The sequence below is a fragment of the Paenibacillus sp. DP01 genome (assembly GCF_044784315.1).
GTDB lineage: Bacteria > Bacillota > Bacilli > Paenibacillales > Paenibacillaceae > Paenibacillus > Paenibacillus polymyxa.
Window position 1 is genome coordinate 4,408,667 of the sequence record NZ_CP173059.1, and the last position, 23,622, is coordinate 4,432,288.

17 protein-coding genes and 1 riboswitch are annotated in these 23,622 nt (G+C 44.0%); of the genes, 8 read left to right on the plus strand and 9 right to left on the minus strand.

Annotation, left to right across the window (positions count from 1 at the left end; genetic code table 11):
- The first annotated feature begins 162 nt into the window (after window positions 1-162).
- Window positions 163-918 (plus strand): LytTR family DNA-binding domain-containing protein, encoded by a 756-nt coding sequence (locus tag ACH59B_RS19300; RefSeq protein WP_231124978.1) that lies wholly within the window; start codon window positions 163-165, stop codon window positions 916-918.
- A 398-nt stretch (window positions 919-1,316) separates the two neighbouring features.
- Entirely contained in the window at window positions 1,317-1,937 is a 621-nt protein-coding gene (locus ACH59B_RS19305) for a sensor histidine kinase (RefSeq protein ID WP_226888823.1), read from the plus strand.
- 125 nt (window positions 1,938-2,062) lie between these two features.
- On the opposite strand, the gene ACH59B_RS19310 is transcribed toward ACH59B_RS19305, so the two are convergent.
- Together ACH59B_RS19310 and ACH59B_RS19315 are read right to left on the minus strand one after the other, a co-directional pair.
- Window positions 2,063-3,481, minus strand: coding sequence for a sodium:alanine symporter family protein (locus tag ACH59B_RS19310; protein WP_038978208.1), 1,419 nt, complete (start codon window positions 3,479-3,481; stop codon window positions 2,063-2,065).
- Window positions 3,482-3,639: 158 nt separating this feature from the next.
- Window positions 3,640-3,734, minus strand: a riboswitch (glycine riboswitch).
- Between the two features lie 264 nt (window positions 3,735-3,998).
- The gene (locus ACH59B_RS19315) at window positions 3,999-5,456 is read right to left on the minus strand and encodes a glycoside hydrolase family 1 protein (protein WP_404302413.1); all 1,458 of its coding nucleotides are present in this window, start codon (window positions 5,454-5,456) and stop codon (window positions 3,999-4,001) included.
- A 211-nt stretch (window positions 5,457-5,667) separates the two neighbouring features.
- Between ACH59B_RS19315 and ACH59B_RS19320 the strand changes: the two genes are divergently transcribed.
- The 4 genes from ACH59B_RS19320 to ACH59B_RS19335 all read left to right on the plus strand — a co-directional run bounded on the left by ACH59B_RS19320 (window position 5,668) and on the right by ACH59B_RS19335 (window position 10,455).
- Window positions 5,668-6,639, plus strand: coding sequence for a LacI family DNA-binding transcriptional regulator (locus ACH59B_RS19320; protein ID WP_404302415.1), 972 nt, complete (start codon window positions 5,668-5,670; stop codon window positions 6,637-6,639).
- 233 nt (window positions 6,640-6,872) lie between these two features.
- Window positions 6,873-7,721 (plus strand): BglG family transcription antiterminator LicT, encoded by an 849-nt coding sequence (gene licT, locus ACH59B_RS19325; protein WP_016818607.1) that lies wholly within the window; start codon window positions 6,873-6,875, stop codon window positions 7,719-7,721.
- 226 nt (window positions 7,722-7,947) lie between these two features.
- Window positions 7,948-9,804: a beta-glucoside-specific PTS transporter subunit IIABC gene (locus ACH59B_RS19330; protein ID WP_404302417.1), complete on the plus strand. Its 1,857-nt coding sequence runs from the start codon at window positions 7,948-7,950 to the stop codon at window positions 9,802-9,804.
- A 135-nt stretch (window positions 9,805-9,939) separates the two neighbouring features.
- Window positions 9,940-10,455 carry a thioredoxin family protein gene (locus tag ACH59B_RS19335; protein ID WP_016818604.1) on the plus strand — a complete coding sequence of 172 codons (516 nt, stop codon included), beginning with the start codon at window positions 9,940-9,942 and terminating at the stop codon, window positions 10,453-10,455.
- Window positions 10,456-10,647: 192 nt separating this feature from the next.
- Here ACH59B_RS19335 and ACH59B_RS19340 read toward each other — a convergent pair whose 3' ends face one another.
- Window positions 10,648-12,003: a sugar phosphate nucleotidyltransferase gene (locus ACH59B_RS19340; RefSeq protein ID WP_263560756.1), complete on the minus strand. Its 1,356-nt coding sequence runs from the start codon at window positions 12,001-12,003 to the stop codon at window positions 10,648-10,650.
- Between the two features lie 160 nt (window positions 12,004-12,163).
- On the opposite strand from ACH59B_RS19340, the gene ACH59B_RS19345 reads away from it, so the two are divergent.
- Window positions 12,164-12,859: a response regulator transcription factor gene (locus ACH59B_RS19345; RefSeq protein WP_016818602.1), complete on the plus strand. Its 696-nt coding sequence runs from the start codon at window positions 12,164-12,166 to the stop codon at window positions 12,857-12,859.
- Window positions 12,860-12,899: 40 nt separating this feature from the next.
- Here the strand turns inward: ACH59B_RS19345 and ACH59B_RS19350 are convergent, their stop codons facing one another.
- The 3 genes from ACH59B_RS19350 to ACH59B_RS19360 are packed head-to-tail and all read right to left on the minus strand — an operon-like array spanning window position 12,900 to window position 19,556.
- Window positions 12,900-17,327 (minus strand): nucleoporin NDC1, encoded by a 4,428-nt coding sequence (locus ACH59B_RS19350; RefSeq protein WP_263560757.1) that lies wholly within the window; start codon window positions 17,325-17,327, stop codon window positions 12,900-12,902.
- A 52-nt stretch (window positions 17,328-17,379) separates the two neighbouring features.
- Complete coding sequence (locus ACH59B_RS19355; protein WP_404302421.1) at window positions 17,380-19,113, minus strand: sensor histidine kinase; 1,734 nt, start codon at window positions 19,111-19,113, stop codon at window positions 17,380-17,382.
- The gene (locus ACH59B_RS19360) at window positions 19,110-19,556 is read right to left on the minus strand and encodes a hypothetical protein (protein ID WP_263560758.1); all 447 of its coding nucleotides are present in this window, start codon (window positions 19,554-19,556) and stop codon (window positions 19,110-19,112) included. Before ACH59B_RS19360 ends, ACH59B_RS19355 begins: the two co-directional genes overlap by 4 nt.
- Window positions 19,557-19,601: 45 nt before the next feature.
- On the opposite strand from ACH59B_RS19360, the gene ACH59B_RS19365 reads away from it, so the two are divergent.
- Entirely contained in the window at window positions 19,602-20,306 is a 705-nt protein-coding gene (locus tag ACH59B_RS19365) for a response regulator (protein WP_263560759.1), read from the plus strand.
- Here the strand turns inward: ACH59B_RS19365 and ACH59B_RS19370 are convergent.
- Genes ACH59B_RS19370 through ACH59B_RS19380 form a run of 3 tightly spaced genes read right to left on the minus strand, consistent with a single transcriptional unit; the run spans window position 20,274 to window position 23,621 of the window.
- On the minus strand, window positions 20,274-21,185 hold the full coding sequence (locus ACH59B_RS19370) for a glycosyltransferase family 2 protein (RefSeq protein ID WP_016818597.1): 912 nt from the start codon (window positions 21,183-21,185) through the stop codon (window positions 20,274-20,276). The two genes, ACH59B_RS19365 and ACH59B_RS19370, sit on opposite strands and share 33 nt — an antisense overlap.
- A complete protein-coding gene (locus ACH59B_RS19375) occupies window positions 21,145-22,371 on the minus strand; it encodes a glycosyltransferase family 4 protein (protein ID WP_016818596.1) in 1,227 nt (408 codons plus the stop codon). Before ACH59B_RS19375 ends, ACH59B_RS19370 begins: the two co-directional genes overlap by 41 nt.
- Window positions 22,368-23,621 (minus strand): hypothetical protein, encoded by a 1,254-nt coding sequence (locus tag ACH59B_RS19380; protein ID WP_016818595.1) that lies wholly within the window; start codon window positions 23,619-23,621, stop codon window positions 22,368-22,370. Before ACH59B_RS19380 ends, ACH59B_RS19375 begins: the two co-directional genes overlap by 4 nt.
- Window position 23,622: the final 1 nt, after the last annotated feature.

Below are 23,622 nucleotides of genomic sequence, written 5' to 3' on the forward strand. Positions count from 1 at the left end.
TCCATTCCCTCGCCTGGGCTACGTCCTATCCACAGTATAAGTATGCATTTGAACTTTTACTAACAAAAATTCCATAACCTGATGGTAATTTTTTTCATATGTAAAACATCACTTCGAATAGACTTTTTTTACAATATACTGGATTTATATAACATATTTGAGGTGGTCTATTTGTTTCAAGTTGCTGTTTGTGACGATGATCCCGCAATGCATAAAATTTTACAACACTTTTTCATGTGTATGTCAGTAAGTGAATCCTTTGATTTTAATCTACAATTCTTTTTATCTGGGGAAGATCTAATCAAATCTTACAGTTCACAAGAGCGATACCCCTTTCATATTATCTTGTTAGATATTGAAATGAGGGAATTATCGGGAATTGAAACTGCAAAACTTATTCGCCTTTTTCCTGACCGAGAAGTTCAAATCATATTTCTAACTAACTATCCAGAATACATGCTAGAAAGTTTTGAAGTACAAGCATTTCAATATTTACTTAAACCCCTTACTTATAAACTCTTTGTAGAAAAAATAAATAAACTATGTCATTATATGCGTTCTTCAGTATCCCACTTTCTGTCTGTGAAAAATAAAACTGAGCATCTTGTATTGAGACACTCTGAGATCATAGCCATCTCAAAAGGTGAAAACAATTACATCCATAATGAACTTTGTATTGCAACGGATTCACACAACTATTTTATTTCTGGAACGTTGAAAGCGGTTTATGAACAATTAAAATATCCGTTTGTGTTTATACATAGGTCAATAATTGTGAATTTAGTTCATATACGTAAGTTTTCAGCTACTTCTGTTATTATGTCAAACGAACAAGAATTCCCTGTAGGTCGTTCTCACGCTAAATCACTTCGTGAGGCGTATGCTCGTTTTATAATTTCTCGTTTTCAGGAAGGGTGAGTTTTTTGAATCATTGCGTTTACATTAATGTCACCTCGTTTTCTAATTACTCTTTATTTTTATTTAGCACAACAAAGCAAAGTCATTTTTCCAATCCAATAGTTAACCTTTTTTTACTTTTCGCCTCTTTACACTTCATACTTATTACAGTACTAGTAGTTCATTATTTTAAAAAAGGAAGAAAATACAAGATAGGGATTGTGTATTATTTTGTAATATTAATAGGAACATCGTTTAACTTGCTCATACATTACGGTTTATTTTCTTTTATGAAACATAATTTATTCTTTATAATGTCAATCATCAGTATTCTTGGAATGAACGTGATTAATGTCTTTCTAACGGACAAGTTGATAGAAAAGTCAAACCTCTCATGCTTTTTTCAAAAGCAAATGCTGATGCAAGAAAAACGTTATAAAGAAACAATTCGATCTCTTAGTGATATCAAACGAAGTATTCATGATTTCAAAAAACAGTTAATTTTTGTCCGTGCTTGTTTACAAGAACAGAGGACGGAAGAGGGTGTTAATCACATCAACCAAACTCTAAAAAATATAGACTCACCAAAACTTCATATAACAACAGGACATCTCGTTATTGATGCTTTAGTAAATCATACTTTCAGCATCGCTAATAAAAGTGGGATAGCTTTCTTCCATCAAATCCATATTAACCCGGCAAATATTAGTATTGGAAGTCATGATCTATGTATTGTCTTAGGTAATGTTTTCGATAATGCTATTGAAGCTGTAATGCAGCTTCCTAGAAAGAAAGAGCATTCAATTCATTTGGAAATTTTCACCGATAATATTGCCCTATGGATTTATGTTCGCAATTCAAAAAGTAATTATCTCAATACAGCATTCTCAACCAAAACATACAATCCCCCTTTAAAAAAACATGGGTATGGATTACTTAACATCCAGCAAGTGATAAAGAAATATGGTGGTTATTTAAATACAACTATTACGGATTCGCATTTTCAAATTACGATTATGCTCCCATGTAATAACTCTTAGGTTTGTAAACGTTATGGATTAAGAGATATTCAGAATAAATAAAATGTCGGTAATCACCAGTCTTATAACCTAAAAAAAGGAGTACCCTCAAGCCTGTGATGGCTGAGGATACTCCCTTTTAGTATTTATGAATTTACCGTTTGTCCCTTTTCTTCTACTTGGATAGCCGCCCCTACATTGGCACCAGCAAGAATACCCTTGTTCTTATTAGGATACAAAGAATTCATATAAGTCCGGGTTTCTGCAACAACAATTCCCGACAAGCCGAGCAGTGCAATCAGGTTCGGAAAAGCCATCATGGCGTTAAAAATATCTGCCAGCAGCCAGATGGCATCGAGCTTGATGAACGCGCCTCCGGCAACCAGTACGATGAACAGATAACGGTATGGTTTAATCCACTTGACCCCAAGCAAATATTCAACACAGCGTTCCCCGTAGTAGTTCCAGCCAAGTATCGTTGTGAACGCAAATAAAATAAGGCTAATCGTCACGAGCTCTGCTCCAGCCGGAAAGGCACTGGAAAACGCATGCTGAGTCATCAGACCTCCATCATCATTTCCACTCCATATTCCCGTAACCAGCAATGTAAATCCTGTCAAATTACAAATAATCATCGTATCGATAAAAACGCCCGTCATGGATATTAGCCCTTGTTCTGCGGGCCATTTCGTCTTAGCTGCTGCTGCTGCGATTGGCGCACTTCCCAAACCAGCTTCATTTGCAAAGATCCCTCTGGCAACTCCGCTTCGCATCGCCAGCATAATCGTGGCTCCGGCAAATCCACCCGTCGCAGATGTTGTCGAGAAAGCCCCTTGTAATACTAGTGCGATCGCATGAGGAAGCTCTCCTGCAAACTTAATGAGTACGATTAAACAAACCACGATATAGAGCCCCGACATGAATGGAACAATCTTTGTGGATACCTTGGCGATACTTTTGAGTCCTCCAATCGTAACAACAGCCGTCAACACGGAAATAATGATTGCTGTAACTACTGTTGGCACGCCAAAGCTACTTTCCGTAGAAGAAACGATAGCCTTTACTTGCGGAAAAGTACCGATTCCAAATAGTGCTACAAGAATACCAGAAAAGGCAAACAACATCGCCAGCGGCTTGAAACGGCGGCCAAGCCCATTTTCAATATAATACATCGGTCCACCCGAAAATTGTCCGTTCCGGTCTTTAACACGGTATTTAACGGATAATAGCCCTTCCGCATATTTGGTTGCCATCCCGAAAAAAGCTGCAACCAGCATCCAGAATAATGAACCGGGCCCACCCAGTTTGATCGCTGTTGCGACACCGACGATACTTCCCGTACCTACAGTAGCTGCAAGTGCCGTACTCAATGCTCCAAAGCTACTGACATCCCCGCTGCCTTCGTCCGGCGCTTTACCAATTAGCTTGAGCGCTAAGGGCAATCGAATAATCTGAAGCATCTTCAGACGGATCGTTAGCCACAACCCAGTGCCCATGACGAGAATTAGAAGCGGCGCTCCCCACATCCAACTGTCAATCGTTTCTAACACATGTACCAAATTCATTTCAACCCGCTCCTTCAGCATAGTAGAAAACAAAAAAGAGTCAAATCTGTTGATTCGACTCTTGGAGAGGTTAAAGGCACGAAAAAATACAACCATCTTGTGCAGGATTTCACCTCTAAAAGCTTATAAAAAGCCTAGGGCTATCCCTGTCACAGGTTATTCGCGTCTCTGTCCTTTTGCCTGAGAGTTTAAGCAGATGTGATCTGCGGTGCACCTTCGGCGCCCAATTAAGGGTCTCTCCAGAGTTCTGTCCGTTTACGGTCCCTGCTCGTTGCTGTAAATCAGCCTAAGCACCTGAGAGTTTTGCCCCTTCGGTTGGAACTTTCATTCCATCTCCCGCAAACATCAACCAGACATATGAAATTTTTATTCATTATACAGAAAAATTTCAGCTTATTACAAGTGAAAAATTTGTGAAGCCCTCTGAAAGAATCAATAGAGTGTCTATACAAAAAGCGGGTACAGCAGATTGCATCCTGAGGATTTTCTCTGCTGTACCCGCCAAAACGATATGGAATTATAATTCTTCACCGTTGGTTGCTATCACATTTTTATACCAGTTAAATGAGTCCTTTTTGGAGCGTTGAAGCGTTCCGTTACCGTCATCATCCAGATCAACGTAAATAAATCCGTAGCGCTTGGACATTTCGGACGTAGACATGCTCACAAGGTCGATAGGTCCCCAGCTGGTGTAACCAATCAGATCAACACCGTCAGCAATCGCTTCCTTCATTTGGGCAATATGCTGACGCAAGTAATCAATGCGATACGTGTCATGCACAGAGCCGTCTTCTTCTACCTTATCATACGCACCCAGGCCATTTTCCACGATGAACAGTGGCTTTTGATAGCGATCATAAAACGTATTCAGTGTAACACGCAGGCCGATCGGATCGATCTGCCATCCCCAGTCGGAAGACTGCAGATACGGATTTTTCACACCGCCTATCAGGTTCCCTGCTGCCTTTTCGCCTTCTGGCCCTGCCGATACGGTCAAGGTCATATAGTAACTAAATGAGATAAAATCGACCGTGTTATTTTTCAAAATTTCGGCATCGCCGGGTTCTGTCTGGATCACAATATTATTTTCTTCAAAATAGCGGTTCATATAGTTGGGATATCCCCCACGAGCATGCACATCCGTAAAGAACAGGTTCATTTGATTTTCATGCTGTGCTTTCAGGATATCTTCTGGGTTACACGTATGTGGGTAGCTTTCAATGCGGGCCAGCATACAGCCGATCTGAGCACCCGGAATGATCTCATGTCCCCGTTTGGTCGCCAATGCACTTGCTACAAATTGATGGTGCAATGCTTGATATATCGCTTGTTGCTTGTTTTCTACACGGTCAATAACCACACCTCCGCCTGTAAACGGGCTCATAGTCATGACATTAATTTCGTTAAAGGTCAGCCAGTATTTTACTTTATCCTTATAGCGTGTAAATACCGTTTCGGCATATTTTACGTAATGATCCACGACTTCGCGTCCCAACCAGCCATTATACTTCTGTGTCAGACCTAGCGGTGTTTCATAATGCGACAGTGTTACCAAAGGCTCAATACCATACTTGCGCAGCTCATCGAATACATTGTCGTAGAATTGCAATCCCGCTTCATTCGGCTCGGCATCATATCCATTCGGGAAAATCCGCGACCAGTGGATGGACATCCGGAATACTTTAAAGCCCATTTCTGCAAACAAGGCAATATCTTCTTTGTAGTGGTGGTAAAAGTCCACACCTTCACGCTTTGGAAAACGGGCGTTTACCTTCCCTGCCAAGATGTCCTCCAGTCGTTCGGACGAAATTTCTATAGCATGATCGTTCTTACGTTCTGATTTAGGTACATAGGCTATCATGTCTGCGCTGGACAGACCTTTTCCATCTACGTCAAAAGCACCTTCCAATTGGTTGGCTGCAGTTGCCCCGCCCCAGAGGAAGTTTTTCGGGAATCCTTTTAGCGTCTTCGTCATGGTATGAAAACCTCTTTCCTTAATTTAATGTTTTCACTTTAGTCAGTAACCCGTCAGGTGCTGCAATGCGAATCCATAACTAACGGTAACCGTTCTCCTTTGAAATGCATCGACAGATGCTTTAAAATAGACGTAATGCCCTCATAAAGCATCCTAATTGTTGTAACGCGTTTCATGTCAAGTATTTTTTTCTTAGGTGAGGAGAAGCATCATGTCGAATCTTGATCAAATTGCAAAACTGGCAGGCTTTTCCAAAGCTACGGTTTCCAGAGTGTTAAATCAGTCCCCCCATGTAAGTCACGAAACTAGAGCTAAAATTTTAAAAATCATGCAGGAATTAGATTATGTTCCTAATCGGAATGCGATCTCTCTATCCAAGGGTCAGACGCTTCAGATTGGTATCATCACTTCAACTATCAATGAAATTGTGCTGGCATTTCTGGACAGCTTTGTGGAAATCGCAGGCCAATATGAATTCCAAACCATTATTTATACTTCGGGAGAAGACAAAAAGAAAGAGCTTCAAGCTTTCGAGGATTTAAAAAGAAAAAGAGTCGATGCGCTGGTCATCATTTCCTGCGTGAATGACACTGATTTTTTGAGTACCTATTGCAAATATGGACCGATCGTGGCATGGCAACGAATGGAGCATACTGATATTCGCTCCGTCGCTATGGACCAGTATGAAGGATACATGTTAGCATTAAAACATTTGATACAAAAAGGCTATACACGTATAGCCAATGCTTTTGGTCGTCCAAGCAGCATCAATACTCACAGCAGACAACGAGCCTATGAGCAGATCATGAGTGAACACAATCTGCCGATGCTGCCACACTGGAACTATTCTTCTATTTATAACATTCGTGATGGCGAACAGGTCGTGCGCAATTTGTTACAGCATCGGGAGGAATTTCCGGAGGCTATCTTGTGTGCTAACGATTATGTAGCAGTGGGTATTCTCTGCGAAGCGCGCAGACAATTGCTGAGGGTACCGGAAGATCTGGCGATTGTTGGGTTTGATAACACGGAGCTGGCGCACACCATGGGGATTACAACGGTTCAAAATCCCATTATGGCTCAGGCGGAAAATGCCTTTTTCATGCTTTCCCCTCAGCTGATTGGACGCCAAATGGAGCTTCATTCGCTAGAATACAGTCTCATTGAGCGTACGACCACTTAAGGGCACAATTGACTTGCAAATTAGGCAAATGGGCCTTGATTTGAAATATTTTTTGTCGAAAGAGAATAAAATATGTTGAAATCGCTTTTTTTTGTGCTACAATAGCACTATATCGAAGGATTGTGACCGGTGATGCGGGCAATGCCTGAGTTCAATTGAGTGCTATTGCTAACAATAGTGTTGAATTGTGCTTGGGCATTTTTTATTGGTAAAGGATGGGAGGGGGAACTTCAATGATTATTGAGAAGGTGCTCAATAACAACGTCCTGTTGACTAAAAACGATAAAGGCAAAGAGGTCATCGTCATGGGAAGAGGTATTTCCTTCAAAAAGGTGGCTGGGGACCAAGTCGATGATCATAAAATAGATAAGATTTTCATGTTAAATGAAAACGAGTTCACGGCCAGACTAACTGAGCTGCTAAACGATATTCCTGTGTCTCATCTGGAGGTCGTGAATGAAATCGTGACCCATGCAGCCGAAGTGCTGGATACGGAGTTAAGTGATAACATTTATTTAACATTGACCGACCATATTCATTTTGCCATACAGCGGGAAGAAAAAGGATTGGCACTCAAAAACGCGATGCTGTATGAAATTAAACGCTTTTACAAAAAAGAATTTGCAGTTGGGCTGGATGCTCTACAAAAAATTGAAAATACGCTCGGTGTAAAATTGGGCGAAGACGAAGCGGGATTTATCGCTTTGCATATGGTGAATGCGCGGATCGACGGTAACGAAATGAAGGCTACACTAAAAATGACTGAGATTGTCCAACACATATTGAATATTATTACGTATCATTACGGGATTGTGCTGGATGAGTCTTCTTTTAGCTATTCGAGATTTTTGACCCATTTGCAATATTTTGCAATGCGAGTGATTCGCAAAGAGGTTATTCACAGTGGTGAAGAATTTTTGTACAACCAGGTAAAGCAAACATATACCGAGGCTTTTGCTTGTGCCCAAAAAATTAATGAGTATCTGGAAAAAACATATGATCAATATTTAAGCAAAGATGAGTATGTATATCTAACGATTCACATTCATCGGGTAACTGAGCGTAATAACATATCAGGCTAAAAACTTTATATCCTCATGGTTCATGGATTGTGACTGGTAAGGCAGGCAAAACCTAAACTGATGGTGAAATCGACGTTCCCTTATAGGAGGAGTGCGCAGTTTTCACCACGAGTTTAGGTTTTTCTTGTTTACAAGGTTAAAAAAGATGCACGCCGGCGCATCTCAGCAACAAATGTAAACGGTAAATCCTATCAGTAGCAAGAATAACACTTAAGGAGTTCTGAACATGAGTGATAAAGAGCTATCCAAAAAAATAGTGACTCTCGTTGGCGGCGAAGAGAATGTCAATTCGGTATTCCATTGCGCTACACGCTTGAGATTTAAATTAAAAGATCGCACAAAAGCAGACAAAGCTGCACTGGAAGCAACACCTGGTGTCATTACAGTGGTGGAAAGCAGTGGCCAGTTCCAAGTGGTCATTGGTAACAATGTAGGTCAGGTCTTTGAGCATATGATGGCAGAAACAAATCTGCAGGATGCAGATAATCCAAATGCGAAAAAAGAAGAATCTTCCGAAAAAACGAATTTTCTTGGCAAAGCGGTCGATATCATTTCCAGCATTTTCTCACCTCTCTTGGGTGCTCTTGCCGGAGCTGGTTTGCTCAAAGGGATTATGGCCTTAATTGCGTCGCTCCATTGGATTGATACTGCAAGCGGTACGTATCTCATTCTGAACGCCGCTTCGGACAGCGTGTTTTATTTCTTGCCTATATTCCTAGCTATTACATCGTCCCGTAAATTTAAGACGAATGCTTTTGTATCGGTCGCAGTTGCTGGAGCCCTCGTCTACCCGGATGTTATTGCAGCGGTGGACCATCCGGCAAAACTGGCTTTTCTCGGGATTCCAATCATTCTGATAAAATATAGTTCCAGCGTAATCCCAATTATTCTCGCGGTATGGGTACAGTCCTATGTGGAACGTTGGTTTAATTCCTTTGTTCATCAATCGGTTAAAAACATTATCGTCCCTATGCTATCACTGCTAGTTGTTGTTCCGTTGACGTTTTTGGCCTTTGGTCCAGTCGGTAACCTGATCAGTCAAGGCTTGGCGAACGGTTTTACATGGGTGTACAATTTAAGCCCATTGATTGCCGGAGCTGTTGCTGGGGCATTCTGGCAAGTATTTGTTATTTTCGGCGTACACTGGGGCTTCGTTCCTATTATGCTGTCCAATATTCAAACATTGGGTTATGACACGATGCTTCCAATGCTTACAGCAGCCGTACTTTCTCAAGCAGGTGCAACACTGGGGGTATTCCTGAAATCACGAAATACTCAAATGAAAGCTTTGGCTGGTTCTTCTACACTGGCAGCTGTATTCGGGATTACTGAACCTACAATTTATGGTGTAACTTTGAAATTGAAAAAGCCTTTCATCTATGCTTGTATTTCTGGTGGTATTGGGGGCGCGATTATCGCTTCCGGCGGAGCAACTGCAAAATCCTTCTCCCTGCCTAGTTTACTGGCGTTGCCAACTTATTTTGGAGCTGGGTTCTTGTGGGTTGTTATCGGCTTACTCGTTGCCTTTTTACTTGCAGTTGTATTGGCTATGATTTTGGGCTTTGATGATCCAAAAGAAGTAGCTGCAAAAACAGAAACAGCACCCGTAAAAAAAGAAGTAGCCATCGAAAAGGAAATCCTCGTAAGTCCGCTGCAAGGTAAAGTGCTGTCATTGGAACAATCTTCTGATGTTGCTTTTGCTTCAGGCGCTATGGGAAAAGGAATCTTGATCGATCCTACAGAGGGTGTGCTGACTTCTCCGGTTAACGGAACGATTACAACAGTATTCCCGACCGGACATGCCATCGGTATTACTTCCAATGACGGAGCAGAAATTTTGATTCACGTTGGTGTTAATACAGTGAAGCTGAAAGGACAATTCTTTGACAAACGCGTCAAAGAGGGTGATGTGGTGAAGCAAGGACAGTTGTTGCTTGAATTTGATATCGAACAAATTAAAGCGGCAGGCTATACAACGACTACGCCGATCATCGTAACCAATTCCGCTCAATACCTGGATGTACTGAACACCATGGAAACGGAAGTGAAGCGTGAGGATTACTTGTTGACCGTTGTAGTCTAACGTTTAACTTTCAGACTAAAAGAAGCTTTCCTAATGGAAAGCTTCTTTTTTTATACATCATGAGACAAGTGTTACAGCGAAAAATGGAAATATCATATATTGTAAGTTTGAGATTGTAAAAAAAGGAGGATTTCTGTGAAAAAAGGATATATCGCCGGGTTAAGTGTCATTGTGTTGCTTATCATTGGTATCGCTATTTCAGCTGTAGTTAAATTTCAAGACCTGGAGCAGGTAGTTCAGCAGAAAGATAAAGAGATCCAAGCGAGCAAAAGCAATTACCCCGAAATATATGACCACTTGAATGCGGTTACAATGGATGGTTTTAAACAATTGATTCAGCAGGATCAAAGTGTATTTGTCTATGTTGGCAGACCCAGTTGTGGCGACTGCAATCGGTTTGAGCCTAACTTTAACAAGATGATTGAACAGTATAATCTGGGCTCCAAAATTACTTTTTTAAACGTTCACAAAATCCATAAGGACAAATCCCAATGGAATAAGTTCAAAGCAGATTACAACGTAAAATACACCCCCACGATTGCAGAATTCAGGAACGGCAAGCTGGTGGATAAAATAGAATGGACGCCAAAAAGAGATCTCAGTACAGATGCCGTAAAAGAATGGCTAACCTCCAAAAAACTCATTTTATAAGCCTCTTTTTTATCCATTTCATTGAGAATAATAGAGTTGTTCATGCAAAAAAGGTATTCAAGCGAACAACGCATGAATACCTTTTATTAAGAATGTCCAAATCATCAAGCTGATTAAAAATAGTTCCTAGCTCTCTTCACTCGCTTCGGATAAGCCTTGTTTATACCCATCCGTTCCTATATTGCAGGCGCATTATACAGTTCGAGCATCAATCGAATCGGGAAATTCATATCGAATAATATCCGTTTCGGTTACGATATGTCCGATTTGTGACTCAATGAGTTCCAAATCTCCCTCTACTGCACCTATAAAATGCTTGGTACCAGGTTCTACAACGATGACCATACCAGGGCTGACTGTCTGTGTCATCCCATTGATACAGACGCTTCCGGTTCCTGAAACAATGGTCCAAACCTCTTTTCGGAACTGATGCTCATGATAGCTGATAAATCTCCCGTTCGAAATGACAACACGTTTGGTGACCGTTTGTAACCCGCTTGCCGCTTGTTGATGGGACAAGACCGTTTGCTTACCCCAGAATCGCTCCTCAAAACGCGGTCCAATTTCAATTTCTGCCACCATATCCTTAATTCCTGTTGATGATTGTCGATCCGTAACCAGCACGCCATCCGGCCCAGCAACAACAATAATGTTTGGGACATTCCAGATGCTAACCGGAATTTCCAGTTCATTGATGATATGCGAGTCATGTGATGCTTCCGAAATATATCCGGGACCGCTTAGCTTTGAACTTACTTCCCGCACCAACGAATCCCACGTTCCCAAGTCCCTCCACTCTCCATGATATGGGAGCACGGAGAGCTTACGAGTGTGCTCTACTACCGCAATATCAAAGCTGGTTTTAGGCAAGTCTGCGTAATTTGTCGAAAGTGTTTTATAATCGGCTGGTAAACTCATTTGCGCCAGCACATCCAATAAAAAGCCGAGTCTAAAAGCAAACACTCCGCAGTTCCATAAGGCTCCTTCACGGATCAAGGCTTCAGATCGAATCAGATCGGGCTTTTCTACAAATGAACTCACCCTATAATATTCCTGGTCAAGTAAAGGAGCTGAAGGCACAATATATCCATATTTATCTGAGGGCTCCGTTGGGACAGCCCCCATCAACGCGATATGGCTTCCTGATTGCTCTAATATGGAAGGAAGCCTGCGCAGATGCTCGAAAAATTCATCCCCCGCATAGCCATCCACCGGCATGACCCCCACGATCTCGTCACGTGATGCACCTGCAATGTCATGTAAGTAAGCGGTAGCCAAGGAAATGGCCGGGAAGGTATCCCGCTGAGTCGGCTCCTCAATCACTACAGCGTCTCCACCAATTTGTCCCTGAATCAGTTCGACCTGAGTTCCACTCGTAGAAAAATAGGCTTGATCTGCCAAATTCGCCTCATCCAACTGCCTCCATATCCGTTGCAGCATGCTTTCCGGCCGTTCGTCATGACGTAGGATGGAAAGAAACTGCTTCGGACGGTTCACATTGGATAAGGGCCATAGACGTTTACCCGAGCCTCCGGATAATAAAATCATTCGCAAAGATGCAACCTTCTTCCTCTAAATTCATATTTTCTTACATTATTGGACTGTTTGCTTTTCGTGCTTTTGCCGAATACATAAGTATGTATCATCGTAGAACATACATAGTTATGCCATGTTAATGGTATCTTTGTCCGTACAGGAGATGTCAGTCATGCCTATAAAAATACTCATCCTTGAAGATCAAAAAAGTTTGGCTGATATGATTGCTCTTCATCTTCAGGAGGAAGGCTATCATACCGAACTAATCTATGATTGTAAACTCGCAATTCCTACATTAATGCACTTTAAGCCGGACATTATTGTGACCGCTCTAATGTTTTCCGGTAAAGTCGAATCTGAGCTGATCAGTCACATCCGTCAATTCACCACGGTTCCTATGCTCGTCATCTCTAATAACACCCTGCTGAATATAAGAATAAAGGCTTTGGATGACGGAGCGGATGACTTTTTATGCAAACCTTTCAGTCTGAGGGAGCTAAATGCCCGCATCAAAGCCTTGCTGCGCCGCAGTGGTAGCAACATGCTCACTGAATCACGAACGATAACCCAAAAGCTTAAAAAGGTAAGAGTTTGGGTGAATGATTACCGTCATAGCCTGTTGGTCGATGACCAGGAAATCGAAGTTACTCACATCGAATTTTCTATTATAAAAGAGATGTCCAGCAATCCAGGGAAAGTCTTTACCCGTAGCGAGCTGATGGATCGGGTCAAAGGCGGAGATGGCGCTTATCTGGACCGTACCATCGACGTACATATCTCCAGCCTCCGCAAAAAAATTGAACGTGATCCTAAAAATCCTCAGCATATCCGTACCGTTTGGGGCAGAGGCTACAAATACGAGATGTAGCCATATTGTGGCGCCTGTTTCCCTCCGGGCAGCTTGCTTCTTATGGAATTTTCCGCTTATTCCATCGCCGATATGGAAGAAAACAAGCTGCTCCGCCCAGGATCCCTATGACAAACAATACCCAGCCAAAACGGTAGGCTGAAGCCAGAATAACGACAACCTTACCGTTTCCGCTGCCATTCGTTATGAATCCGGTAGTTACTCCATTCACAGATAGACGCGCTCGCTGATTTTCGTTACCCAGCCTGAACTCCCATAGTGGATTGGGTGATTCCGTCTCCCGGATCAGCACTTGCTGATGCATTGGATTATATAGCGTAAAACTACGTTCCATGGAATTTTCACGAGTAGCCTGAATGCTTTCCGCAGCGTGTGGTGCTATAAAAAAGGTATCCATATCCGTTCCCTCAAACAGCGTAAATTGATCCACTGTAATCATCGCTTGATAAGGGATGATGGAATATTGCTTCATTTGAAATAAGCCCGTCTGCTTCTTGTGCGCATGCGCTAAAATCTGAAACTGCATCATGGTGGTTCCTGCCGGAGCCTTTACAATCTGGTCATAATGATTCCATTGCTCCTTATCTCTCTCCTCCACCTCATCAATATAGGAGGTTTGAAGAACCTGGGACGCTTTATTTAAGAAAATGACCTTCATGTGCCGGCTTCCAATTTGTTCTGACCGTGCATCCAACTGCACGGCATACTCTTGCAGCGGTTCCGCCTTCATTTTTTTGGACGCATAAATATTCCAATCACAGGAATAGCTAGGTGCGTAACGGATGGACAGTTCTGTGTCCTTGATGGATAGATCCGTCTGGCCAGGTCGAATATCTGCTACACAACCAACATCCGTGCTCAATGATTCCTTCGTGTCCTGCCCAGGCATCACGATCACTTCCTGCCCGCCCATTCGATGAATATCTGCAAAATGGCTCAATGACGGCACCTGACTGTCCAGTACAAGGGTTAAGCGATATTTTCCCTTGGTTAAGAACAGATTTTTAAATTCGACTCGGCCATAGTCGTTCAGCAGACCGGGAATTTGTATGCTTTTCTTGGCAAAACCATCCTGATTGGGCACCGTTTCAATAACCTTCTTTTCGGATAAAGAGGTAGCGGGTAATCGCTTATAAGAGTCCTCCGTACGAAGCGTTCTGGTCAGCACCTCTCCAGTCTCTTCATTCTTCCATTTCATGGTTAACGATCCTTCATATCCGGCAGGTAAGTTAGCCAAAATAGCTGTGGCATAGGTTCCCGTTTTGGCGACTTCCACTTCTCTGCTTAACGTCCCTTTTTGGTAACTGATTCCCCGCCCCATACTAAGTCTAGGTAAAGCACGTTCCGTCTGCACATTCCCTTGAGCATTAAAATCGTTCTCTGCCTCCAAGGTAAAAAAGAGCTTACCCCGCTTCAATGCCTGCTCCACCGGAAAAGATAACCGATCCAGTTGATCCACAGGAACAATCGCAAATTGATTGACCGCATTAAAGCCTTGCAGGTTATTAACCGTGATTGGGTTATCTCCCTTTGGAAAAACATGTTCTCCCAAATCAACCCAATGAAATTGGTTTAATCCCTCATCACGGGTCTTGATGTTAGCCACTCCATCCGGCAGTGTGACTTGCAATTTCCCGCCTGCCTTATTCATGAACACTCTTGCATATACATGCGAGGTTTGAGGCTGTTCTATCTTTTTATGCATCGTAAACGTGTTGGGCTTGCTGTATTTCCCCAAATCACGCAGCTGAATATCGTGAATCCACCAGTAATTTTTTTGCTGCGGACGCTGGAGGGTTAACAAATCCATTCGCATCCAATAGCTTCCAGGCGGCGAGACGTATTCCCCGTAAAATTTTACACTGTCAAAATTATATCCCTCTGAAGGCGCCACAACATAGCTAACCCCCAGCTCACGCATTTGCTTATCATAAAACCTCATTTTTACATGCATTTTGTTCGTCCCACGACCAGAAACGGTGATGTGGAACTGATATGGGTTATTTTCCTTGGCTTCTAGCAATCCCGATCTAGCAACCTGCCATATATTACTCGGATCTCCCTTCATAATCTCACCATGCAGAGTCGGCACGTCGTTCGATTCCTCTCGGGGGTTAGCCTGCACACTGAACAACTGTGGATTATCAGGCTTGAAAAAGGTTTCCGTTCTCAGCATAGAGTCAAAATCAAGCACCGTTTTGCCTTCAATACTGCTCATCTGATAGGGTGCCACATCCAGCTTCTTACTGGCGAAGGTGACCGCAATCCCTGCATCCATCTCCATATCAAACGGGAAGTTCCGTATATTTTGGGAGGATAAATACCACAACCAATCGTTGGTTGATGCAAAAGTTTTTGACCATTTCAAAAATGCATTACCATCCTCAATGGCATCAAAAGGCCGCAAGTAATCCTCTGCCGGGAGCTGGGACAACAGCAAGTCATTAAAGGAGGCTGCCTCCACATAATCCCCCTTGTTGACCGTCTGAATGGTGTTTAACTCAGGCTTTAACGCGCTGAACAGCACGCCAAAGCGGCTGAAATCAAAACCAGGCAGATGACTGTAGCTCTCCAGTCGGCTAAATCCGTAAGGTGTCACAATTTTACTTGCAAGAATATTCATATAGGGCGGTGTCTGATCAAGATTGAATATGGAAAACAAATCGTTCTTATACGTACGTTTCAACCCGGTCTGACCTTCCAGCTGAGACAGGTGGAAATCCTGCCGCTTCTCCTGTCCTTCATATTCATCATGGTAGACCAGCTGGTTGACCCCAAAGGTAGAGAACAGCCAGCCTAATCGCGAGCTTAGTCCGTTGTCCATAACATACTGTAGAAAATTCATATAGTATGTGATACCGGGATCATTGCCTTCATGATGAAAGATCGTATTTTTAGGAGAAGAGTATACCTGAAAATCCCCGGTCGCCTTCTCGGTTGCCGTTTTTCCTTTATTCCATTTGGGCGTCGCTACTCCGTTATAGCTTTGAATCATATTATCAGCAATCGGAAAATACAGTGCCTTGCTGTCAAAACGATCTGGGTCAGTCAGCTTTTCAGCCATTTGACTATAAGCCTTCGGCACTTGTACCGGCTTGTAGTACCCCTCAATGAACTGGGTACGCAAGGGAGCAAAATATACGCCCAGGCACAAAACGACGATAACAACCGCCAGCTTTTTATACACACGCTGTAGCGGCGATGATCCAAACCATTCCATACATTGAATGACGCCAAAGGTCAGCAACACACCGAAATTAAGGGAAAGCAGTCCAATAAATTTGTTAGGATCACGGAAAACCGAACCAATCACAGGGGTTTTCGTAACCAAAATAACAAACCACTTGGCAATGGACGGAAATGTCGTTCCAGTCGCTGCAACCATAAATAACAGCGTAAGGAGCGAGAAGATCAGAATGATCGGATTTTTATGTGAACGTGTCACCATCGCGTATCCGATCAATAGCAATAAGAATCCCCCACCTACATAAAACATCGCAGGCAGTGAGGAAAAGGAGAACATTGGCCACCAATAGCTCAGTAAATAACCCACATTATATAAACTGCTATTACGGCTGAACAGAGACAACGTATCCACGACGTTGATATTATGCTGAGACGCTTGAGCGTCCATCAACATGCTACCTACATACAGGGACAACCAGTAAAAACTAAGCAGTCCGAAAAACACACCAAAAATCATGCCTTTACGCAAAAAATTACTGTATAAGGGCTGTAAATAGGCGCGCCCGGCTTTACGATGAGTCCAGGTCAGTTTGAGCAGCAGCAACATGGTGAACAATCCCAAATAAATCATCCCGAAGAAAAAATAATGAATGGCCGCAGCACTAACAGTGAATACTGCAGCCAGCAGGAACAGGTCAATCCAGTTCCGCTGATACAACTTATGGGGATGATAGTTTTTAATTTGTTGAATTTGAAACTTGGGGTCCACCGCACTGAAAAAGAATCGCAGCATTAACGGAAACAAACTATACCCACAGAGCAAATAAATATGCTGGATGCGAAAAATAACCCACGGATTCAGTGCGTAAAACAACGAACCAACCATGATGGCAAAAATACGGGTTTTCGTAAAACTTGGTGAATAATACACGCTGACCAGTCGCTTGGCAAAGGCATACATCGAAAATGCCGAGACAAATAACAAGCCTGTGATAAACGACTTGAGCAAGACCGGGCCGCTTTCGTCAAATAATAGTGAAAGTCCATAGAAGGGCAAGATGTACAGGATACGTGGAGCATTGAACAAGGTCGAGGTAGACCATCGTTCGTTCCATACCCCGGTTATTTCCTCCAGATACCGATGAGAGGTGGCTCCAAAGGCAATGTCACTGAATACGATTTGTCCTAATCCATAGATGGGGGCAAGATATGCGACAATCGCAGCCAGCATCAATAGGATTGCCGCCATATCGTAGCGGTAGCGAAATATCCACTTTTTCATGCTTGTCCCCCTCTCTTGAACCTCTTGTATCTGTTGGTTATCTTGGGCCTATCTATCTTCTCAAATGAACGATGGCCTGCAATCCCTGATCGGTGTTACGCAGCTTTAAGCGACCACCTATAGTCTTCAGATATGCATCCATGTGATACAGGCTGAACGTATGCTCCTGTGCGTTTTGGGAATAGTCCGGCTGGAAATAGCTCCAACGCATCTTGTCATCAATCCCGCCGCCTGTGTCTTCAATGATAATCATAATTTCAGCTTCTTCCAGCCGTGAGCTAACCTTAAGCATATGAGATTGCCGCTTGGACCGCAGACCCGTTCGGCTCCGTTCCTGATCCTCCAGCTGCTCTCCATCTTGGTTCATGGCCTGCACTGCATTTTCCAGCAGCCCCTGAATTGTTTTGTACAGCATGGGTGCTTGTGCTGCAATGGATGGAACTGGCTCTTGCCGCAAGATCACTTGAATGTGCTTCATATTCAGCGAACGGTTCGCCCATTTCAGCGATTCGGACAATACCTCATTCATATCGGTGAAGCTAATTCCGCTATTATCATGCATTTTCTCTTCCAGCTCATCACGCAAACTACGGACGCCTGTCAGTAATTCTCCTAGTGAGGATTCCTGTCTGAGACGACCCTGAATGAAATTTTCATTCAGCTCGCGGAAATACTCCAGTTCCTCATGAGATGCTCCTTTTCCCTGACTGGAAGACACTTCAAAGCGGTTGGCTAGATCTTGATAAAATCCCAACAGCTTTAAATCATCGCCGCCTGTGAGACGGCTAGTCTGTTCTTGCAGCTCTTGCAGCTGTTGCTCAATCGTCTGCATTAACGGCAAATAATACGTGTCCTGCTGCTGTCGCATATCTTCATCCCGCCGCTGGTCACGCACTTGATTGTTCACGATGGCATCTTTCACAATCCGTTTGCGGAACTGTATGAGCATGGCCCACAAAATAATGAGTATTAGAGCCATCACCATCCACAACTGTTTGCGAAAGGAGCTAATTCGCTGGGGGGTGTCCTGACTGATATCCTTAACCGATATGTAAAGGGCCTCTTCCCCAATGCGGCTGAATCCTATTCCGTATTTCTCTCCACGATCTTCAACGATACCCGTATTGCCCTCCAGCAGCCTACGGGTTACACTCGTGATGTCCGTCCGGTTGATATCCGAAGTACTTCGGGAAGCTACGATCTTGAATTGACCGTTATAAAATAAAGTCTCATGCTGATTCACCGGCTTACTTTTAACAATTCCACTAAGCATTTCAGCGTCAACTGTACGCACCATAAAACCGCCCGTCTGCGCCCCTTGAATCCTGCACGCCATGTACTGGGCAGGCTGATGATCCTCAGTCACAAAAGAGCTTACCGCACAACCATTTTGCAGCCATTTAATCTGCTGGACCGCATTCCTCATCTCACGATTGTCACGTCCGACCATCACATGATACTGTTCATCCAGCACATAAAAAGACCCGCTCTCACGCTTAAACCCCACAGCATATTGACGTGTTCCCTGATTCAGCATCTCTCTGCCCAGACTGGACGACAGCTCTTTTAGCTCAGCTTGCCATGCGGCATAATGCTCCGTTATGCTGCCAGACAGTTCCTGTACCTCATCCTGGAGCTGCTCGTTCTGAATTTCCGCCAAGTGACCGCTGAATTGCCGCATGACGAACCATTGTAGCACAGCGGCCAAGAACACTGTCACACACAAAACCATCAGGTACAGGATCAGCTTTTGCCAACTTGGTTTCAACAAAGCCCATTGCTTCATGACCTGGCCCCTCCATTTTGTTCAAGACGGCTCAAAATCGCTTGCATCAGGCATTCCAGCTCGTAGCTGACCAGCGGTAGCCGTGCGCACAGCAACCGGGGAGTGCGGCGCTGGAGTGCGGCAAACCTCGCAGCGGTTTCCGTTGCCCCGTCTGTCAGCAGGATCAACTCGCATGTTTTGGCTATATATAGACGATCCAAATCTTCCTCGCTGTATGCTCGCAGATCAACAACGTAAATATCATGACGATCGTCCATATGCTGAAGTGCGCTGGAGACAGCCAAGGTCACCCCTGTATGTCGCGCAGCATGATATTCGTGAAGAAGACGCATCCCTTTTTCCCAGAGCGCATGTTCAGCCGAATCAAATCGTTCACAAAAAAGACGCAACGCCCGTTCTGTACTGACATCTTTCAAAAATGCCAAAACGCTGATATTATACATGTAGTTCCTCATTTCTTACTTCCTGATTGGAGTTGCGCAGTTCTTATGACACCCCAAAACATTCTATTTGTTGACGACAGTCCAATGGTTCTGTCCCTGCTTGAACGGACATTGATGCAAGAAACATTCACCTTACATACCGCTCACACGCCTAAAGAAGCCCTGCAAGTGCTAGAAAAGTATCCGATTGATGTAGTCGTTTCCGATCTGCTTATGCCTGGTTTGGACGGAATTACGTTCCTTCGTATGATTAAGAAGGATTATCCGCATATCGTACGCATCATTTTATCTGGTCACCTGCATACGCAGTCCATTTTATCGGCCATTAATCAAGTCGGCGTGTTCCGGTTTTTAACGAAACCGCTGGAGCTAGATGATGACACGCTAAAAAAGATGCTGTATGAGGCACTCGATCAGGCTCGACTCAATCGAACAAGTCTTCATGCAGACCAGAACGTGGCAACTGACTTGCCGGTATTTATAAACAGTATTTTGAATGCTCCGTACCGACCGTATGTACTGCTGAATGAACAAGATATCGTAACCGCCGTTCACATTGCACTTGCTGAGCTATATCCTGTCGGCTGCTCACTGCGTCATCCTGATGGCGAAGGTATTCAGTTAACTCCGCATTCATTATATATACCGTATGAGGAGCCGGAATCTTCCGATCCCGACCTGTACTCGCTGGATACGCTGACCCTCGGTCATTCATCGTTACGCCTTATCCGCCTTAGCGAGATCGCCTGAGTGACGGGTGCCGCCCTTTAACACGGCGGCTACCCCAATCACAGTCAGGCAGATGTACATCCACAACATCCCCCCCGTTAGCAGCGGATGGCGGATGTAGTTTTTCACATTCCCCCATGTATACAATACCGGACGGAAGAAGTACCAACGTTCCAGTGCCTTTCGCAATCCGCCCTCCTCAGATGACATCGTACGATCCATCACCGAGAAGTAGTAGGCTTTTTTACGTAATACATCCTGCAAATATACCTGTTTTTCATCATGATATACCCGTGTAAAAACCGCCCGGCGAATGACTCCGCCAGACTCTATATAGCGTAAAGTTGGCTGTATTTCTTCAAAAGCAATTTGCTCCGCATTAAATCCACCTGTCGATTCGTAAGCGCTCATTCGCCAGAAGCGTGCAGCTTCAATGGAGCGTTTTCCCAAGGTCTCTCCCGCGTTGTTAATTACATTCCGCTCGAAAACCTTTACTTTGGAGAAAAAATTATTTGCTTCCGAATATGCCTCCTCTGGAATAACCAAGGCGCCAATATCTTGATGATCGTCAAAAAAGTCGATGCTTTGCTGAATTAGATGTTCGGCTAAAATCATATCGGAATCCAATACAAATATGTATTCGGCACCCAAGCGCTTCGCTTCCTCAACCGCTTTGACTCTAGCAACTCCCCGCTCTCCATGAGGAAGCTCCAATACGGTAACGGGTACTGAGCTCCCTGCGGACAGCATACGAATCGTCTCAATCGTCCGATCACTGGAGCCATCATCGGCAATTACAATATGCAGATCCCTGTAATTTTGACCCATACAGCTTCGCAAACAAGGCTCTATTGTACGTTCATTGTTGTACGTGGAGAAGAGAATGACCACTTTGTCCACTCTGTTCCGCCTCCTCTGTCCAATTCTCCATCAACTGCTCAAACGCGGCAGCTGTATGATCAAAATGAAATCTTAGCGCATATTGGTACGCTCGCTCACGGATGGCCATGTAATCTTCGCCACCCTCTGCCGCTCTTTCCATTTGTTCAGACAATCCTCGAATATCGCCGTGAAAGCATAAATATCCGCTTTTTCCGAAATCCGTCGCATCCACCAGACCAGGAGAATTGCTCACAATGCTGGGAGTTCCAACCGCTGCCGCTTCGGTAATCGTCAATCCCCAGCCTTCACGCAGGGAAGGGAATACGAGCGCATGGGCACGGCTCATCAGCTCCAGCTTATACTCTGCTGAAACAAATCCATAAAAGGTAATATCGGCTTGTGATTGTCCCTGTTCATCCGGTTCTCCGTATGTCAATCCATACCGTTCTATAATCGGCAATAATTGTTCTGTCACATAGGTTTTATCGGTTTTTCCGGCAATCCATAACATAGCCTGGGGGAACTTTTCCTTGAGCCGCCCAAAGGCTTCAACGACCAGATCAATGCCCTTATATTTAACAAAGCGTCCGGCATACATGAAGGTTGGGTTAGACTCCTTCGTCAAAAATTGTTCACGCGGCCAATGATCAAACTCAATGCCTTCCGGTAAAAGATGAACACGATCCGGATGAAAGCCCAGCTTAAGCAGATCATACCGGGTAGACGGGGATACGGTGAGCGTCCGATCCCTCCGTGCCAGCTTAAGCATGAGGGGCTCCATATGAAATCCAATCATATTTAGCGGGAACCTGGCATTTTCATACCATATTTCCCTTGTTAGCTGATGTATGAAAAAAATTCGCTTGGATGCCTCCACCCAAAATCGGGTAAAGAACTGATGCGTATTCGCTTGATTAATTACATAGTCAATCTGCTGCCGATGACGACGGTAATAGCGCATCGCATAATAAATAACACTGTATATGTTTCCTTTTCGAATATACGTAACACCGTCAATGACTTCATGCTCAGGCATCCCCTCAAATTGAGGTGAGAAATGAATGAACTGAAACCGGCCTTGCTGTGAGCGTTTAAGCATTTCATGGGTGAAAATTTCTGCTCCCCCGCTTTTCGGAGAACGAATGTCACGCCAGGAAAGCAATAGAACTACGGTTTTATCGTCCTGCTCTAGTATGGTATTCATGGGGTGATTCCTCCCCTTATCTTTATTTTGAACAAATACATATAGGCATCTATCACAAAGTAGAGAGACATAGCTCCGTACACAATGAACTCTGACAACAAAAAATCGATCGGGTCTGTGTGAGCCATATGAAAGGCTACTAATAAAGCTGCGGCTCCCGCCATCAGACTGAACATAAAGGTGCGTCTGCCCACTAATACGTGCACATGCACAAAAAATAGCACGATGGAAAAAAGCCAATACACCCAGCCTCCCCATGGAATATAGGCCTCAGCCGCCTGGTAAGAGGCTCCAAATAATATGGGAATAGAGGGTGGGAATATATAAGTTGTGCCCACATATACACACAGCGCGGCTACAGCCATTAATCCAGCATAGATTACAATTAACTTGCCCAAAGCCTGGCGGTCATGCCCCTGCGCACCGATCTTTGGAATAAAGGCAGCAATCAAGCTGTACGAAACGTAATAGACCAACTGGCTGTACTTCAGCGCAATGGCATAGCTGCTGGCCTGCTCAGGAAAGTAATGCTGTACATACAACATGTCGATGGATATACAAAACAGAATGAATAAATTCGTCATAAGGCTATCGGTGAAATCCTGACCTAGTGACTTCCATAACCCAGCAGGGATATGTTCTCCTCTATATGTCAATAGGGACAAGCCTCGGGCCGAAACGATCCAGCCGTGAAGCAACGACAGCAGCATTCCCCCACAGCTCGCTAATAGTAAGGCTTCCAACCTTAACCCCAGGGCAGCCAGGACAAAAAACAGGCATAGCTTCCCTAATACCTCAATGTAATAGTTCACATTGAGCGCCAGCATGCGTTCCCTCCCCTGTAAATCTCCACGGCACGAACTCACCAGAATATGCAATCCGATCAAGGCATACAGCATGAACAGCGGGCCGGACTCAACGCCCAATAGCGAACGCAGCAACGGATGAAAGGACAGTGAAATGATCATGGCAAGCAAAGTTAGCACTAGAGGTGCTTTTAGTAATAGAGAACCGAGCGGTAAGCTGCGTAGCGGAAGCTTCTGGTCAGCCTTGGATACCAGCTTGGCGGTTAACAGCTGGATGGATAAGCCCAATACGGACAACAGTGCAAAGAGGGCCAACAGCGCGTTCGCCTGACCATAGGCTTGTCCGGTAAGATACCAGCTCGCTGCAATGTGGAAGAAAAAATTGAATCCGTTAAGCAGCACATTAAAGAGGGGGAACATCAACGAACGCAATCGGTTGTTCACG